16 protein-coding genes are annotated in these 14,054 nt (G+C 64.5%); 9 read left to right on the plus strand and 7 right to left on the minus strand.

The features are described from left to right. Nucleotides 1–41 precede the first annotated feature (41 nt). Together V1288_RS02430 and V1288_RS02435 are read left to right on the plus strand one after the other, a co-directional pair. On the plus strand, nt 42–773 hold the full coding sequence (locus tag V1288_RS02430; RefSeq protein ID WP_334361173.1) for a TlyA family RNA methyltransferase: 732 nt from the start codon (nt 42–44) through the stop codon (nt 771–773). Continuing rightward, on the plus strand, nt 766–2,013 hold the full coding sequence (locus V1288_RS02435; protein WP_334355561.1) for a class I SAM-dependent RNA methyltransferase: 1,248 nt from the start codon (nt 766–768) through the stop codon (nt 2,011–2,013). The genes V1288_RS02430 and V1288_RS02435 overlap by 8 nt, the downstream gene beginning before the upstream one ends. 136 nt (nt 2,014–2,149) lie before the next feature. On the opposite strand, the gene V1288_RS02440 is transcribed toward V1288_RS02435, so the two are convergent. Next, nucleotides 2,150–3,013, minus strand: coding sequence for a DUF1194 domain-containing protein (locus V1288_RS02440; protein WP_334355562.1), 864 nt, complete (start codon nt 3,011–3,013; stop codon nt 2,150–2,152). A 116-nt stretch (nt 3,014–3,129) separates the two neighbouring features. Here V1288_RS02440 and V1288_RS02445 point away from each other — a divergent pair, with 116 nt between their 5' ends. Continuing rightward, nucleotides 3,130–3,270, plus strand: a complete 141-nt coding sequence (locus V1288_RS02445; protein ID WP_334355563.1) for a hypothetical protein — start codon at nt 3,130–3,132, stop codon at nt 3,268–3,270. A 47-nt stretch (nt 3,271–3,317) separates the two neighbouring features. Continuing rightward, nucleotides 3,318–3,623: an ATP-dependent Clp protease adapter ClpS gene (gene clpS, locus V1288_RS02450; RefSeq protein WP_057855122.1), complete on the plus strand. Its 306-nt coding sequence runs from the start codon at nt 3,318–3,320 to the stop codon at nt 3,621–3,623. A gap of 54 nt (nt 3,624–3,677) precedes the next feature. Here clpS and V1288_RS02455 read toward each other — a convergent pair whose 3' ends face one another. Beyond that, nucleotides 3,678–4,862: an adenylate/guanylate cyclase domain-containing protein gene (locus V1288_RS02455; protein WP_334355564.1), complete on the minus strand. Its 1,185-nt coding sequence runs from the start codon at nt 4,860–4,862 to the stop codon at nt 3,678–3,680. 108 nt (nt 4,863–4,970) lie between these two features. On the opposite strand from V1288_RS02455, the gene V1288_RS02460 reads away from it, so the two are divergent. Beyond that, complete coding sequence (locus V1288_RS02460) at nt 4,971–6,665, plus strand: GMC family oxidoreductase (RefSeq protein WP_334355565.1); 1,695 nt, start codon at nt 4,971–4,973, stop codon at nt 6,663–6,665. 13 nt (nt 6,666–6,678) lie between these two features. On the opposite strand, the gene aroC is transcribed toward V1288_RS02460, so the two are convergent. Next, nucleotides 6,679–7,767, minus strand: coding sequence for a chorismate synthase (gene aroC, locus V1288_RS02465; protein ID WP_334355566.1), 1,089 nt, complete (start codon nt 7,765–7,767; stop codon nt 6,679–6,681). Nucleotides 7,768–7,914: 147 nt separating this feature from the next. Next, nucleotides 7,915–8,514 (minus strand): histidine phosphatase family protein, encoded by a 600-nt coding sequence (locus tag V1288_RS02470; RefSeq protein ID WP_334355567.1) that lies wholly within the window; start codon nt 8,512–8,514, stop codon nt 7,915–7,917. Between the two features lie 286 nt (nt 8,515–8,800). Here V1288_RS02470 and V1288_RS02475 point away from each other — a divergent pair, with 286 nt between their 5' ends. Both V1288_RS02475 and V1288_RS02480 read left to right on the plus strand, forming a co-directional pair. Then, nucleotides 8,801–9,289 (plus strand): RNA polymerase sigma factor, encoded by a 489-nt coding sequence (locus V1288_RS02475; protein ID WP_171577673.1) that lies wholly within the window; start codon nt 8,801–8,803, stop codon nt 9,287–9,289. A gap of 66 nt (nt 9,290–9,355) precedes the next feature. Further along, nucleotides 9,356–10,126 (plus strand): anti-sigma factor family protein, encoded by a 771-nt coding sequence (locus V1288_RS02480; RefSeq protein ID WP_334355568.1) that lies wholly within the window; start codon nt 9,356–9,358, stop codon nt 10,124–10,126. A gap of 350 nt (nt 10,127–10,476) precedes the next feature. On the opposite strand, the gene V1288_RS02485 is transcribed toward V1288_RS02480, so the two are convergent. Beyond that, nucleotides 10,477–11,439: a J domain-containing protein gene (locus V1288_RS02485; protein ID WP_334355569.1), complete on the minus strand. Its 963-nt coding sequence runs from the start codon at nt 11,437–11,439 to the stop codon at nt 10,477–10,479. Between the two features lie 131 nt (nt 11,440–11,570). Continuing rightward, a complete protein-coding gene (locus V1288_RS02490; protein WP_334355570.1) occupies nt 11,571–11,978 on the minus strand; it encodes an RT0821/Lpp0805 family surface protein in 408 nt (135 codons plus the stop codon). 122 nt (nt 11,979–12,100) lie between these two features. Between V1288_RS02490 and pdxH the strand changes: the two genes are divergently transcribed. Then, nucleotides 12,101–12,742 (plus strand): pyridoxamine 5'-phosphate oxidase, encoded by a 642-nt coding sequence (gene pdxH, locus V1288_RS02495; protein ID WP_334355571.1) that lies wholly within the window; start codon nt 12,101–12,103, stop codon nt 12,740–12,742. A gap of 113 nt (nt 12,743–12,855) precedes the next feature. Continuing rightward, nucleotides 12,856–13,608, plus strand: a complete 753-nt coding sequence (locus V1288_RS02500) for an SDR family NAD(P)-dependent oxidoreductase (protein ID WP_334355572.1) — start codon at nt 12,856–12,858, stop codon at nt 13,606–13,608. Nucleotides 13,609–13,731: 123 nt separating this feature from the next. Here V1288_RS02500 and V1288_RS02505 read toward each other — a convergent pair whose 3' ends face one another. Continuing rightward, on the minus strand, nt 13,732–13,950 hold the full coding sequence (locus V1288_RS02505) for a hypothetical protein (RefSeq protein WP_334355573.1): 219 nt from the start codon (nt 13,948–13,950) through the stop codon (nt 13,732–13,734). Between the last annotated feature and the right edge of the window lie 104 nt (nt 13,951–14,054).

Here is a 14,054-nt window from a genome sequence, read left to right on the forward strand (position 1 = left end):
GGCAAATCGGACTGACCTTGGCGAAGAAGAGCAACAGCGAAATCTCTCCCCGCAAGCGCGCGGACGTGCTGCTGGTCGAGCGCGGCCTGTTCGAAAGCCGCGCCCGCGCCCGCGCCGCGGTCGACGCCGGCGGCGTGACGGCCGACGGGCGGCCAGTGTTGAAAGCGTCGGAGATGATCGCCGCCGACGCCGAATTGTCCGCGCAGCCGGCGCACCCCTACGTCTCGCGCGGCGGCGTCAAGCTCGCCGGCGCCCTGGAACTGTATCCGATCGAGATCGAGGGCCATGTCTGCCTCGACGTCGGCGCTTCCACCGGCGGCTTCACCGAGGTGCTGCTGGCGAACGGCGCCAGCCTGGTGTTCGCCATCGACGTCGGGCACGGCCAGTTGCATCCCTCGCTGCGCGACCATCCCCGTATCGTGTCGATGGAAGAAACCGACATCCGCAAATTCGAGGGCAAGCGCCTGCCCGCGCGGCCCGATATCGTCGTCATCGACGTCAGCTTCATTTCATTGAAGGCGGTGCTGCCGGTGGCGCTGTCGCTGGCGGCCGCGCCGATGCATCTGCTCGCGCTAATCAAGCCGCAATTCGAGGCGGAGCGGAAACATTCCAAGCACGGCATCATCCGCAATGCGATGGTGCATCAGGAAATCTGCGACGATATTTCGGCATTCGCCGCTTCGCTGGGCTGCACCGATATCCAGGTGTTTCCGTCGTCTATCAAAGGCGGCGACGGCAATATCGAATTCTTCATGGGCGCGCGCCGTGGCTGACGGCGAGCGCCTCGTCATCGACCATGTCGGCCATCACGGCGACGGCGTCGCCATCGCCGGCGGCGGCAACATCTATGTGCCGTACACGCTGGGCGGCGAGATAGTCGAGGTCGCGCCTGTTGCCGGCCACCATCCCGACCGCCGGCGATTGCTCAAGGTCGAGGCTGCAAGCGCGGAGCGGATCTCGCCGTTCTGTCCGCATTTCGGTGTCTGCGGCGGCTGCGCGATCCAGCACTGGGATGCCGCCCCCTATCGCGCCTGGAAGCGCGAGCTCGTGGTGACGACGCTGTCGCAGGCGGGAATCGATTGCGACGTGGCGCCTTTGGTCGATGCCCATGGCGCGGGCCGCCGGCGCATCACCCTGCATGCACGAATGGGAACGCACGATGTGCTCAAGGTCGGCTATGCGGCGGCCGGTTCGCACGACATCATTCCGATCGACCGCTGCCCGATCCTCGACCCGCAACTCGGCGGCGCGATCGAAGCAGCCTGGGCCGTCGCCGAGCCGCTGATCTCGATGAGCAAGCCGCTCGACATCCAGGTCACTGCGACCAATAGCGGGTTGGACATCGATGTACGCGGCTCCGGCCGGCTGTCGACCGCCTTGATCACAAACCTGTCGCGCATCGCCGAACAGCATCGGCTGGCGCGGCTGACGCGGCACGGCGAGCTGGTCTTGATGCGAACGCCGCCCACAATTTCGATCGGCGCCGCGCAGGTGGCGCTGCCGCCCGGCTCGTTCCTGCAGGCAACGGTCGCCGGTGAGGAGGCGCTGGCGGCGCTGGTGTCCGACCACTGCAAGCGCGGCAAACATATCGCCGATCTATTTTGCGGGGTCGGCCCGTTCACGCTGCGGCTTGCGGCGAAGTCGCGTATCGCCGCCTTCGACAGCGACGCCGGCGCGGTCGCCGCATTGCAGAAGGCCGCGACTTCGACGCCAGGACTGAAGCCGGTCAAGGCGGAGGCACGCGACCTGTTTCGCCGACCGCTGATGCCGCAGGAACTGCGGGACTACGACATGGTGGTGTTCGACCCGCCGCGCCAGGGCGCGCAGGCGCAGGCGATACAGCTCGCGGCCAGCAAGGTGCCGACGGTGGTTGCGGTATCGTGCAACGTCACGACATTCGCGCGCGACGCAAAAATCCTGATCGACGGCGGCTACAAGATCGACGGCGTCACCCCGGTCGACCAATTCCGCCACACGCCGCATGTCGAATTGGTGGCAAGGTTCAGGCGGTAGCAGACGCTCGTAGCCCAGATGGAGCGCAGCGCAATCCGGGGGCAACATTGTCGCTTGTGGAATCCCGGATTGCGCGGAGCCTGTCATCGGGCGCGCATTCGCGCGACCCGTTGGCTCCGTCCGGGCTACGAGGTAGCTACCTTCCCCACCGGTCCTGCCAGATCTTCTCGCCGATCATGCAGTTGACGCGCGGCTCACGGCCGGCGGCTGGTACGACCGGGCGTTCGGGGGTACGGCCCGCGATCTCGAGCAGCAACTTGGTGCGGATCGCTTCCTTGAACTTGTCGCGGTCCTTGATCGTGACGACGAAGGAGCCGGGGCCGCCGATGACGCAGTCCTCGTAATAGAGATCGAGGTTGTCGATATCCATGGTGGAATAGGACGGCTCCTTCACCATGATCGGCAGGCCGTTGATGACGATGCCCTTTTCCACCGCGGCATCGCGTGCGATGACGACGGGCGCACCGTTGTTGTTCGGGCCATCGCCGGAAATATCGATCACGCGCCGCAGGCCGCGGTGCGGGTTCTCGTCGAAAAGCGGCATCGCGAAGTTGATCGCACCCGAAATCGAGGTGCGCGACGCCCGGCGGATCGGGGTCTTGATGATTTCATTGGCGACGGCATCGGCCGTCTCGGGCCCGTCGATCAGGCGCCACGGGATGATGATCTTCTGGTCAGTGGAGGCTGCCCATTCGAAATAGGTTACCGCGATCCTGCCGTTCGGGCCGCTCTTCAGCGCCTGCAGGAACTCCTTGGAGACGATCGCCTGCGCATAGCCCTCGCGCTGCAGCGCGAGTTCGTCCATGTCCATCGAATAGGAGACGTCGACGGCGAGGACGAGTTCGACGTCGACGGTCGGATTGGCTTCCTTGTCGGCCAGTTGACGGCCATCGGCGCTGGGTTGGTGGCCCAGCCGGTTCGGCGCGGCAAAACCCGCCACATCGCCGCCGGCGAGTACGCCCGCTACAAGCACGACCCCGATCGAGACATACCAGCGCATTGCGGCCCTCCCGTCGAACGACAGTAATCGTGACATGCAAAGCGGCCGACGCAAAGCGCTGAAATCATTTGTCCTTCACATTCGGGTTAGGAGCGGAACTCGACGAACCCGGCGCGATGAAAGCCCTGATCGAGCTGAAACTCTCGGCAAACGCCCAGTTTCAGGACCGGCCCAGAGCCTGTAAACTGATCGAGACGGCCGCAAGCCGCGGCGATCAGACCATGGCGCAGCGCCTGGCGGACTGCCGCGCCAACTGAGCGCGGCGAGCCCGTCAAAAATTCGCTCGCCTCGGGACTGCATTGGAATGGCCGATACCACCGTCACACCAAAGACCAAGGTCAAAACCAAGACCGAGCGGCCGCGCCTGCACAAGGTCATCCTGATCAATGACGACTACACGCCGCGCGAATTCGTCGTCACGGTGCTGAAGGCCGAATTCCGCATGACCGAGGACCAGGCCCACAAGGTGATGATCACGGCGCACCGGCGTGGCGTCTGCGTGGTCGCCGTCTTCACCAAGGACGTCGCCGAGACCAAGGCGACGCGCGCCACCGACGCCGGCCGCGCCAAGGGCTATCCGCTGCTGTTCACGACCGAACCGGAGGAATAGCGGGCGCTCAACTCGTAGCCCGGACGGAGCGCAGCGCAATCCCGGCTACGGGTCTCAATTCGCCGACGCCTCATCGGCCAGTCCATAGACCCGGGCGGCTTTTGAAAAGCCGGCGACTGGAAACTCGCCGAGATCGCTCCACCCTCCCCGGCAGATGCCGGCAAATCCTTCCGACGCCACGATCGTGCGACGAGTTTGGCTGGCGATCTTTTCCAGCCGTGCCGCAAGGTTGACGGCGGGGCCGATGCAGGTGAAGTCGAGCCGGTTGCCGCCGCCGATATTGCCGTAGAGAATTCGGCCGACATGCAGCGCAAGCCCGAAGCGAAACCGCTCGACCGCGTCGCCTACCGGGTACTGCATGTCGGCGACGCTGGCGCGCGACTCGTGGGCGGCTTCCAGCACATGCGAGCAAACCTGCTTTTCGTCGCCGACATATTCGTCGATCGGAAAAACCGCGAGCAACCCGTCGCCCATGTATTTCAGCACTTCGCCGCCATGCTTCTTGATCGCGGCGACCTGGCAATCGAAATACTGATTCAGAATATCGACAACGGTCTCGGCTGGCAGCCGGTCCGACAGCGCCGTGAAGCCGCGCAGATCGGACAGCCAGATCGCGGCATTCATCGTCTCGGTGTGGCCGCGTCTGATCTGTCCACCCATGATCCGCTCGCCGGCGCTATTGCCGACATAGGTGTCGAGCAGGCTCGCCGCCATGCGCTTCAAACTGAGGATCTCGACCACCCGCGCCAGTGGCTTCGCGAGACTCCGTAGCGCCGCTAATTGTTCGTCCGTGAACCCGCCGGCTTGCTTAGTGGTCCAGCTCGATGCATTCACCGTGCCGCCGATGAAGGGCAGCGGCAGCGCGAGATAATCCGTGACGCCTTCGGCGCGAAAGTCGTCGATGATCGGAAAGCGCCGACTCGCGGGATCATCGACCCGGGCCCGAACTTCCACCCCCTGCTGGAACACGATGATCAGCGGGCTAGTGTGAAAATCCGGTGACTGCAGGATATTGTAGTCGACCGCGCCGAGCTCGACCTCGGCGCCCGGCTTCCAGATGAAACTGCGGCCGTAGATTTCGGGGTGCAGCGTGCGGACGAAGACGCCGATGCGCCACAGCGGCAGCCCTGCCGCGACCATCCGTTCGCAGCACTCGGCCATAAATCTCTTGGGGCTGGCCGCGGATCTCCCGCCATCCATCAGCCAGTCGGTCAACTCTCGCAGTCTTGATGCATCCATGGCGCCGGTATTTGCCGCGCAACCCCACGAAACGTCAAGCGCGCTCCCGGCGTGACCCGACGACGGAGCTGCGCTAGCTTTACGGTGCAAAACAAGAGGAAACGTCAAGTGTACGACACCATCATCGTCGGCGGCGGATCAGCGGGTTCGGTCATGGCCCACCGGCTCTCCGCCAGGAGCGCCAACAAGGTCCTGCTCTGCGAAGCAGGCCAGGACACCCCGCCCGGCAACGAGCCGCCCGAAATCCGCGACAGCTATTCCGGGCTGGCGTATTTCGACCCGCGCTTCCATTGGACCGAACTCAAGGTGACGACCCAAATCGTCAGCCACAACAACCCCGATGAGAGCCGCCCGCCATTGCGCAAGTACGAACAGGCGCGCGTGTTGGGTGGCGGGTCCTCCATCAACGGCCAGATGGCCAACCGCGGCGCGCCGACCGACTACGCGGAGTGGGAGGCCCGCGGCGCCACCGGCTGGAACTGGAAGGACGTGCTGCCCTACTTCAAGAAGGTCGAGCGCGATCTCGATTTCGACGGGCCATTCCACGGCAAGGACGGCCGCATCCCTGTCCGCCGCATTCCACACCAGCATTGGACGGGGCATTCGCAGGCGATGGCCGAGGCCTGCAAGCTCGCCGGCTATGCGTTCCTGCCCGACCAGAACGGCGAGTTCGTCGACGGCTACTTCCCGGTGACACACTCCAACCAAGACGAGCAACGCGTCTCGGCCGCGATGGGCTACCTCGATCGCGAGACACGCAAGCGCGCCAACCTGACCATATCGACCAACACAGAGGTCAAGGAGTTGCTGTTCGAGGGCACGCAATGCGTCGGCGTGAGGGCGCTGGTCGACGGCCGCGAACAGCAGTTCCGCGGTCGCGAGGTCATCCTGTCATGTGGCGCGATCCATTCGCCGGCGCATCTGCTGCGCGCCGGCATCGGGCCGGTCGGCCATCTGAAGGAGATGGGCATTCCAGTCCTGACGGGCCTTGCGGGTGTCGGCCAGGGGCTGATGGATCATCCCTCGATCGCATTGTCGTCTTTTGTCCGCCGTGGCGCGCGCATGAACGAGCACACCCGACGCCACATCCAGATGGGGCTGCGCTACTCCTCGGGGCTTCCGGGCACGCCGGCCGGCGACATGTTCGTCGCCGTCCTCACCAAGTCGGCCTGGCATTCGGTCGGCGAGCAGATCGCCTCGCTGCTCACCTTCGTCAACAAGACCTACTCGGAGACCGGGCAGGTAAAACTCGCCTCAACCGACCCGCGCGCAGAACCGATCGTCGAGTTCAACCTGCTGTCCGACCGGCGCGATCTCGACCGCCTGATGAGCGGCTTTCGCAAGATGGCGGCGCTGCAGATGAGCGCGCCGCTCAAGGCAGTCACCGACAAGCCGTTCCCGGCCTCGTACTCAGACCGCGTGCGGAAAATCGGCGTGGTCAACACCAAAAACAAGATCCTCACCGCCATTGCCGCAACGCTGATGGACGGGCCGGCTGCATTGCGTCACGCCATGATCGATAATTTCATCGTCGAAGGTTTTACGTTCGAGCAGGTCATGCGCGACGACGAGGCGCTCGAAGCCTTCGTGCGCAAGGCGGCGATCGGGGTGTGGCATGCCTCGTGCTCATGCCGGATGGGCCGGGCGGACGATCCGATGGCGGTCGTCGATCCGCAAGGCCGCGTCAAGGGCGTGCAGGGCTTGCGCGTGGTCGACGCCTCGATCTTCCCGGTGGTGCCGTGCGCCAACACCAATTTCCCGGTCCTGATGGCGGCGGAAAAGATCGCAGATGCCATGCAGTGAGCAAGGCTGGACGCTACCCGCCGACCTGGCCGCGGTGGCGCAGGAAGTGATCCGCCAGCACGCAGGCCATCATGGCCTCGCCCACCGGCACCGCGCGGATGCCGACGCAGGGGTCGTGGCGGCCCTTGGTCATGATCTCGGTGTCGGCGCCGGCGCGATCGACCGTCTTGCGCGGCGACAGAATCGACGACGTCGGCTTCACCGCAAAGCGAACCACCACCGGCTGGCCGGTCGAGATACCGCCGAGCACGCCGCCGGCATGGTTCGACAGGAATCGCGTGCCGTTGTTGCCGGTGCGCATCTCGTCGGCGTTTTGCTCGCCCGACAATTCGGCAGCACCAAAACCTGCGCCGATCTCGACGCCCTTTACCGCATTGATGCTCATCATCGCCGCCGCCAGCTCGCCGTCGAGCTTGGCATAGATCGGCGCACCGAGGCCCGGCGGGACGCCCTCGGCAACGACTTCGATGACCGCGCCGATCGAGGAGCCGCTCTTGCGGATGCCGTCGAGATATTGCTCGAAGAACGCAGCCTTGTCCTTGTCGGGACAGAAGAACGGATTGCGCGCGATCTCGTCCCAGTCCCATTTGTCGCGGTCGATCTTGTGCGGGCCCATCTGCACCAGCGCGCCACGCACCTTCACGTCGGGCAGGATTTTGCGCGCGATGGCGCCGGCGGCGACGCGAGTTGCGGTCTCGCGCGCCGACGAACGCCCGCCGCCGCGATAGTCGCGCAGGCCGTATTTGGCCTCATAGGTGAAGTCGGCGTGGCCGGGGCGAAACTTGTCCTTGATCTCGGAATAGTCCTTGGAGCGCTGATCGGTGTTCTCGATCAGCAGCGCGATCGGTGTTCCCGTCGTCACCTGCCCGCCGGACTCAGGATGGGGCATCACGCCGGACAGGATTTTGACCGCGTCCGGCTCCTGGCGCTGGGTAGTGAAGCGCGACTGGCCGGGACGGCGGCGGTCGAGATCGTGCTGGATGTCCTCATTGGTCAGCGGGATCAGCGGCGGGCAGCCGTCGACCACGCAGCCGATCGCGATCCCGTGGCTTTCGCCGAAGGTCGTGACCCGGAACATGTGGCCGAAGGTGTTGTGGGACATGGTGTGTCGTAACGTGGTGCCGGGCGGCGGTCAAACCCGTAACACCGTCATTCCGGGATGGTCCGAAGGACCAGACCCGGAATCTCGAGATTCCGGGTTCGGTCCTGCGGACCGCCCCGGAATGACGGCGCGTGTTAAGCGCCGCCCTTAACTATACTTCCGCAAACCGCCGTCGCGGAATACGTAAACGGCGCCCTGCTCGATCAGGAGGTCGGCGGCGCTTTGTGGCGTTTCGATGCCCAGCGCCACCATCAGCGCCCGCGCCGTGCCGCCATGGGCCACGGCGACGGTATGGGTCTTCACGGAATCGTACCAGCCGCGCATCCGGGCCTGCACTTCCGCGTAGGTCTCGCCGCCTTCCGGGGCCATCGTCCATTTCGCCGTCAGCCGCTTGGCATAGAGCACGGGGTCGGCGGCCTGCATCTCGGCCAGCGTCGAGCCCTCCCAGACGCCATAGCCGATCTCGCGCAGGCGATCGTCGAGCGCGTAATCTTCCAGTGGAAGTTTCAGGGCGCCCCGCACCAACTCCATCGTCGCCCGCGCCCGGCCCAACGGGCTTGCAACGAACGGCAGCGCGGCCTTGTCGCGGCCATCGCGCGCCAGCAGTTCGGCGAGGACATTGCCGGCCTGGGCCGCCTGCCTGCGGCCGAGATCGTTGAGCGGAACGTCCTGCGTGCCCTGCAGCCTGCCTTCCGCATTCCACGACGTCTCGCCGTGGCGGATGTAGTAGATCACGGGCGCTGGCATCGGACTGTCAGGCTATTCCTTGGCTACCGAATTGGAGAACGAAATGTCGGGCACGTCGGGGCGCTTTGCATCAGACCTGATTTTTGCGGCATGCGGTTTCCAATCGCGCTTCCCTGTCGAGCCTGGAGGTACATCAGCACTCCCGTGCGGTCGAGCCCAAATCCGCTTTCGCATTAACGCTGTTTGCGATGCGCCTCAATGGCTGGAATAGACACGTCGATCGGGTGTTATGTTGGGTAAGGCGTTCGCGCCTCATGACTGTTGCAACTCTTGCAATCTGGTGCCGATGAGCGCGTTTCGTCAAAGTGTCGAAGCCATGATTCCGGCGCTCCGCCGCTATGCACGGGCGCTCGCGCGCGATGCCGACATCGCCGACGATCTGGTGCAGGATACGCTGGTGCGCGCGTTGCGTTCGGAACGGCTGTTTCTCGGCGGCGACGTCAGGAGCTGGCTCTATACGATCCTGACCAATTTGAACAAGAACCGGCGGCGGTCGCTGGCGCGGCGTCCGCAATTCATGCCGTTGTTGGATAATAACCCGGACGCCAGCGGCACCGAGGCGGAGGGCCGCGACATTGCGCGGGCGCTTGCGACGCTGGTGGAAGAACAGCGCTCGGTGCTGCTGCTCGTGATGCTGGAAGGACTGAGCTACCGCGAGGTCGCCGACATCCAGGGCGTGCCGATCGGCACCGTAATGTCCCGGCTTGCCCGCGCCCGCGCGCATGTCAAAGCTTCGCTCGAGGGCGAGCGCACGGCGCTGCGGCGGGTGAAATGATGAAAGCGTGACGTACAGGCAGACCAGAGAGAATAGACGCAGGACCAGGAAGAGACAGAGACGACAATGACCGATCGCAACATTCCCGTCACCGAAGACGAGCTGCATGCTTACGTCGACAACGAGCTGCCGGCGGAACGCCGCGGCGATGTCGAGGCGTGGCTCGCTGCGCATCCCGACGATGCCGCGCGGGTGCAGTCGTGGCGCGCGATGGCGGAGGCGCTGCATGTGAGGTACGATTCGGTTATCGACGAGGCGGTGCCGAAGCGGCTCGAGATCGAGCGGCTGGCGCAACAGCCGCGCAAATGGGTGTACGCCGCCATCGCGGCCACGCTGGCGGCGTTCATCATCGGCGGCGGCGTCGGCTGGCTCGCGCGCGGCGCGACCGCTGCGCCCTCGGCTTTCCAAAATCTGACGGTCCACGCGATCGAGGCGCATCGGCTTTACGTGGTGGAGGTGCGGCATCCCGTCGAAGTGCCGGGCAGCGAACGCAGCCATCTGCAGCAATGGCTGACCAAGCGGTGCGGCTGGGTCGTCCGCGCGCCGGAGCTGGCAGGCGCCGGCTTGAAACTGGTCGGCGGGCGGCTGTTGCCGGGTTCCGCGGGTCCGGCGTCCTTCATGATGTATGAGAGCGCTTCGGGCGAACGTTTCACGATCTACACCGCAAAATCTGGCGCCGAGGCGACGCAGATGCGCTACGCGGCGGAAGGCAAGGAAAGCACGTTGTTCTGGGCCGATGACGGCGTCGTCTATGCCGTGGTGTCCACCGGCGTCGACCGGGGGCGGCTGACCCAGATCGCCCAAGCCGTCTACGACCAGATGGAGAAGAAGAGCTAACCCGTAGATCCTATGGGACGCAGCGCAATCCGGGCTACCGGCAAGAAGAGCGGCGGATAGGCAACACCGCGCCGCCTTGTCCCAATTCTGACATCGAAAATCTGGAATCAAAACACCGGTGCGTCTCATTAATGCACCGGGTGATCACGCGAAAATGAGTGGCGCTCGATCCGCCGATCGGCGCAAGCGGCCTCGATCGGGGTTTGGTACCGCGCTGGTCCCCCTTTCGAGGCCGCCCCTTTTCCGGAAAACCCCTTGTTTTCCAGAAGAAGTGCGCTTTTTTGGGAAACTCCTGCTCGGAACCCCGCTATCCAATTCCACGCAAAATCTGCGCCGCGAACCCGGCCGAATCAGCCGAAATCGCTGCGCGGATTGTACGGATGGCCATCGCGCCATTTCTGCATCAATGCCTCAAGTTCGCTATCGTTCCCATCGGGCAAAATAATTCGGGTGGTGACGAACAGGTCCCCGGTTCCCCCGGGCTTGGGCAGCCCCTTGCCCTTGAGGCGGAAAATGCGGCCGCTGGAGGTATTTCTCGGAATCGAGAGTTCCACTGCGCTGCCGAGGGTCGGCACGCGGACCTTGCCGCCCAGCACCGCCTCATACAGCGTAACGGGCAGATCCAGCCGCAAATCGCTGCCGTCGACCTTGAAGAAGGGATGCGGCGCGATGCTGATCGTAATCAGGAGATCACCCGGCGGATGGCCCGGCGCGGTGTCGCCCTGCCCCTTCAGCCGGATCTGCTGGCCGGCGGTGACGCCTGCGGGGATCTTGACGCTGAGCTCCTTGCCGGTCGGCAGGCGAACACGCTTTTCTCCACCTTTGACGGACTCTTCCAGCGATACCGTCATGGCGACGCTCAGATCGAGGTCAAGGCCGATCCCGCCAGTGTCGAATTCAAAGGTCCGGCCGCCGCCAGGACGTCCGCCCCGGGTCGCGCCGCCGAACATGCTGTTGAGGATATCCTCGAAGCCTGCACCACCGCTCATGCCACCGGGGCCGCCCCCGGTGCGGAAGGTGTAGGATTCAAAGCCGCCGGGTCCACCGGGGCGACCGCGCGGGTCGCCGCCGCCAAAGCCCTGAAAGCGCGGCTTGCCCTCGGCGTCGATCTCGCCGCGGTCGAACTGCTTGCGCTTGTCCTCGTCGCCGATGATCTCGTTGGCCGAATTGATCTCGGAAAAGCGTGCAGCCGCCTTCGGATCGTTCTTGTTGTTATCAGGGTGATGCTTCTTGGCGAGCTTGCGATAGGCACTCTTGATCGCCGCAGCGCTGGCGCCCCGCGGCACCCCCAAGACCTCATAGGGGTCGCGCATTCGTCACGTCTCCTTCACGGGAATCTGGTTCTTCGAAGCTTAGGGCAATTCGCCTGCTTTGGCTTTATCTGGGAAGCCAGTTGCATTTTTGCAACTACCCCGAAGGCTTCACTTCAAAATCCTTTGAGGCCTTATCCCCTCGTCCAGGGCTTGATCGTGTGGATTTCCCATCGGCCTTGGCCGGCCTTGCAGGCAGCACCCTGCAGCCAGCTTTCCGACTGGCCGTTGACGTAGCTCGCCAGGAAATCCCGGCAAGTGCGTCCGTCTTCCGCGGAATAGGCCTGCGACAGCGGCGTCACCGAGCCGCGCGCGCCGGTCTCCGGGTTTTCCCAGGGCTGGCTGGAATCCTTGTCGCCCTTGGTCAGCACATCGGAAGCGGCGGTGCGTGCAAAGGCGAGATCGCTCTCCGTCGGCGCCGGCGCCGTGCCCGGTTGCTTGCCGAGCGCCCCCGTGACATCGGGAGCGTTCATCTTGGCGTAGGCGTCGGGGCGCGACAGGCTGCAGCCGCCCGAGCCGAGACCGATCAAAATCAACGTCATCGCAGCACCCGTCGGCCCGATCGCCGATAGGCCAACGCGTCCCCATGCCCTATATAGAGCGAGCCCGTATCGGGGCTGTAACGCGCTCTGGGACGCGAGGGTACGCAACTGGGACTCCTGATATGACGGACACGACCTCCATCAAACACCCGACACCGTTAACATCGGGTGATTTTACCGCGGCCGAGGAACCGTTTGCGCTGTTCGCCGAGTGGTTTGCGGAAGCCGTGAAGTCCGAGCCGAACGATCCCAACGCGATGGCGCTGGCGACGGTCGACTCTGACGGGCTGCCGGATGTCCGGATGGTGCTGATGAAAGGCTATGATGTGGATGGTTTCGTGTTCTACAGCCACATCGCCAGCCAGAAGGGCCGCGAACTCGCCGCAAATCCTAAGGCGGCTTTACTATTTCACTGGAAGTCGTTGCGCCGTCAGGTCCGCATCCGCGGCAACGTGTCGCCGGTGACGGCTGAGGAAGCCGACGCCTATTTCGCCACGCGGCCGAAGCAGGCGCAGATCGGCGCCTGGGCCAGCAAGCAGTCGCAGCCGCTGGAAAGCCGCTTCGCCTTCGAGCAGGCGATCGCGCTAGTTGCCGCCAAATACGTCATCGGCGAAGTGCCGCGCCCGCCGGGCTGGAGCGGCTGGCGCATCCACCCCACACATTTCGAGTTCTGGCACGACCGCCCGTTCCGCCTGCACGACCGCATCGAATTCCGCCGCGATGCGCCGGACGGCGTGTGGTCTAAGGTGAGACTGTATCCCTGAATGATCGTCATGGCCGGGCTTGACCCGGCCATCCACGACTTCCTTCTATGCGACAAAGCAAGACCTAGATGCCCGGGACAAGCCCGGGCATGACGGAGAACCAGAGAACCCGCATGCCCTCTTCATCGAACGCGCCGCGGCGCACGCTGCTCCTGACCGGCGCCAGCCGCGGCATCGGCCACGCCACCGCGATCCGGTTCTCATCCGCCGGCTGGCGCGTCATCACCTGTTCGCGGCATGCCTTTCCGGAAATCTGCCCATGGGGCGCAGGCCCGGAGGATCACATCGAGGTCGACCTCGGCAGCCACGACGACACCGTGCGCGCGATCTCCGAGATCCGCAGGCGGCTGGAGAACGACGAGTTGCACGCGCTGGTCAACAACGCCGCGATCTCGCCCAAAGCCCCGGACGGCGGGCGGCTCGGCACCATGGACACCGACATCGAAACCTGGAGCCACGTCTTTCACGTCAACTTCTTCGCGCCGGTCATGATCGCGCGCGGGCTGATCGAGGAGTTGAAGCACGCCAGGGGCGCGGTGGTGAACGTCACCTCGATCGCGGGCTCGCGCGTGCACCCGTTCGCAGGCGTGGCCTACGCGACCTCGAAGGCGGCACTTGCTTCACTCACACGCGAAATGGCCTTCGATTTCGGCCGGGTCGGCGTCCGCGTCAACGCGATCGCGCCGGGCGAGATCGACACCTCGATCCTGTCGCCGGGCACCGACAAGATCGTCGAGCAGCAGATTCCGATGCACCGCCTCGGCACGCCGGACGAGGTCGCAAAGATCATCTATGTGCTGTGTACGGAAACCAGTTCGTATGTGAACGGCGCCGAGATCCACATCAACGGCGGCCAGCACGTTTAAGACAGTCTGGTAGGGTGGGCAAGGGAGCGCTAGCGATGTGCCCACCATCCATCACCGACAGCGCTGCTTGATGGTGGGCACGCTGCGCTTTGCCCACCCTACGCGAGCTCGCAAGCACGCCGTTCACTCCGCGCAAAACTTCCGCGTCGCGGTTCGCACCGCCGCAGCAGCAACGTTGAACGTGCTCGAACACTCGTCCTCGTTCTCGCCGTCCGCCAACACTGCACCGCAGTGCCGGCAAAGCCGCGTCGAGAACGCCTGCGCCTTGCCACCGCTGCGGCCCTGCTGATAGAGCGCCAGATCGATGACATTACGCGACGACATTATGAGTTTCTCAACCATGGGATCCTCGCGGCCTGAGACACACCTTATCGCAGAGAAGTTTCGACCATTCGTTCAGTCCACCGCTCAAATTTTAGCGGTGGAATTGAGTCCGCCTTCGCAGG

It is taken from the genome of Bradyrhizobium sp. AZCC 2176, from assembly GCF_036924645.1.
In the GTDB taxonomy this organism is placed as follows: domain Bacteria; phylum Pseudomonadota; class Alphaproteobacteria; order Rhizobiales; family Xanthobacteraceae; genus Bradyrhizobium.

Excerpts from the sequence above, each read along its gene's own strand:
- V1288_RS02490 (WP_334355570.1), bottom strand. The coding sequence starts at position 11,978 with ATGACGTTGATTTTGATCGGTCTCGGCTCGGGCGGCTGCAGCCTGTCG.
- V1288_RS02480 (WP_334355568.1), top strand. The coding sequence starts at position 9,356 with ATGACCGATCGCAACATTCCCGTCACCGAAGACGAGCTGCATGCTTAC.
- clpS (WP_057855122.1), top strand. The coding sequence starts at position 3,318 with ATGGCCGATACCACCGTCACACCAAAGACCAAGGTCAAAACCAAGACC.
- pdxH (WP_334355571.1), top strand. The coding sequence starts at position 12,101 with ATGACGGACACGACCTCCATCAAACACCCGACACCGTTAACATCGGGT.
- V1288_RS02505 (WP_334355573.1), bottom strand. The coding sequence starts at position 13,950 with ATGGTTGAGAAACTCATAATGTCGTCGCGTAATGTCATCGATCTGGCG.
- V1288_RS02475 (WP_171577673.1), top strand. The coding sequence starts at position 8,801 with ATGAGCGCGTTTCGTCAAAGTGTCGAAGCCATGATTCCGGCGCTCCGC.
- V1288_RS02470 (WP_334355567.1), bottom strand. The coding sequence starts at position 8,514 with ATGCCAGCGCCCGTGATCTACTACATCCGCCACGGCGAGACGTCGTGG.
- V1288_RS02445 (WP_334355563.1), top strand. The coding sequence starts at position 3,130 with ATGAAAGCCCTGATCGAGCTGAAACTCTCGGCAAACGCCCAGTTTCAG.
- V1288_RS02500 (WP_334355572.1), top strand. The coding sequence starts at position 12,856 with ATGCCCTCTTCATCGAACGCGCCGCGGCGCACGCTGCTCCTGACCGGC.
- V1288_RS02485 (WP_334355569.1), bottom strand. The coding sequence starts at position 11,439 with ATGCGCGACCCCTATGAGGTCTTGGGGGTGCCGCGGGGCGCCAGCGCT.
- aroC (WP_334355566.1), bottom strand. The coding sequence starts at position 7,767 with ATGTCCCACAACACCTTCGGCCACATGTTCCGGGTCACGACCTTCGGC.
- V1288_RS02455 (WP_334355564.1), bottom strand. The coding sequence starts at position 4,862 with ATGGATGCATCAAGACTGCGAGAGTTGACCGACTGGCTGATGGATGGC.
- V1288_RS02440 (WP_334355562.1), bottom strand. The coding sequence starts at position 3,013 with ATGCGCTGGTATGTCTCGATCGGGGTCGTGCTTGTAGCGGGCGTACTC.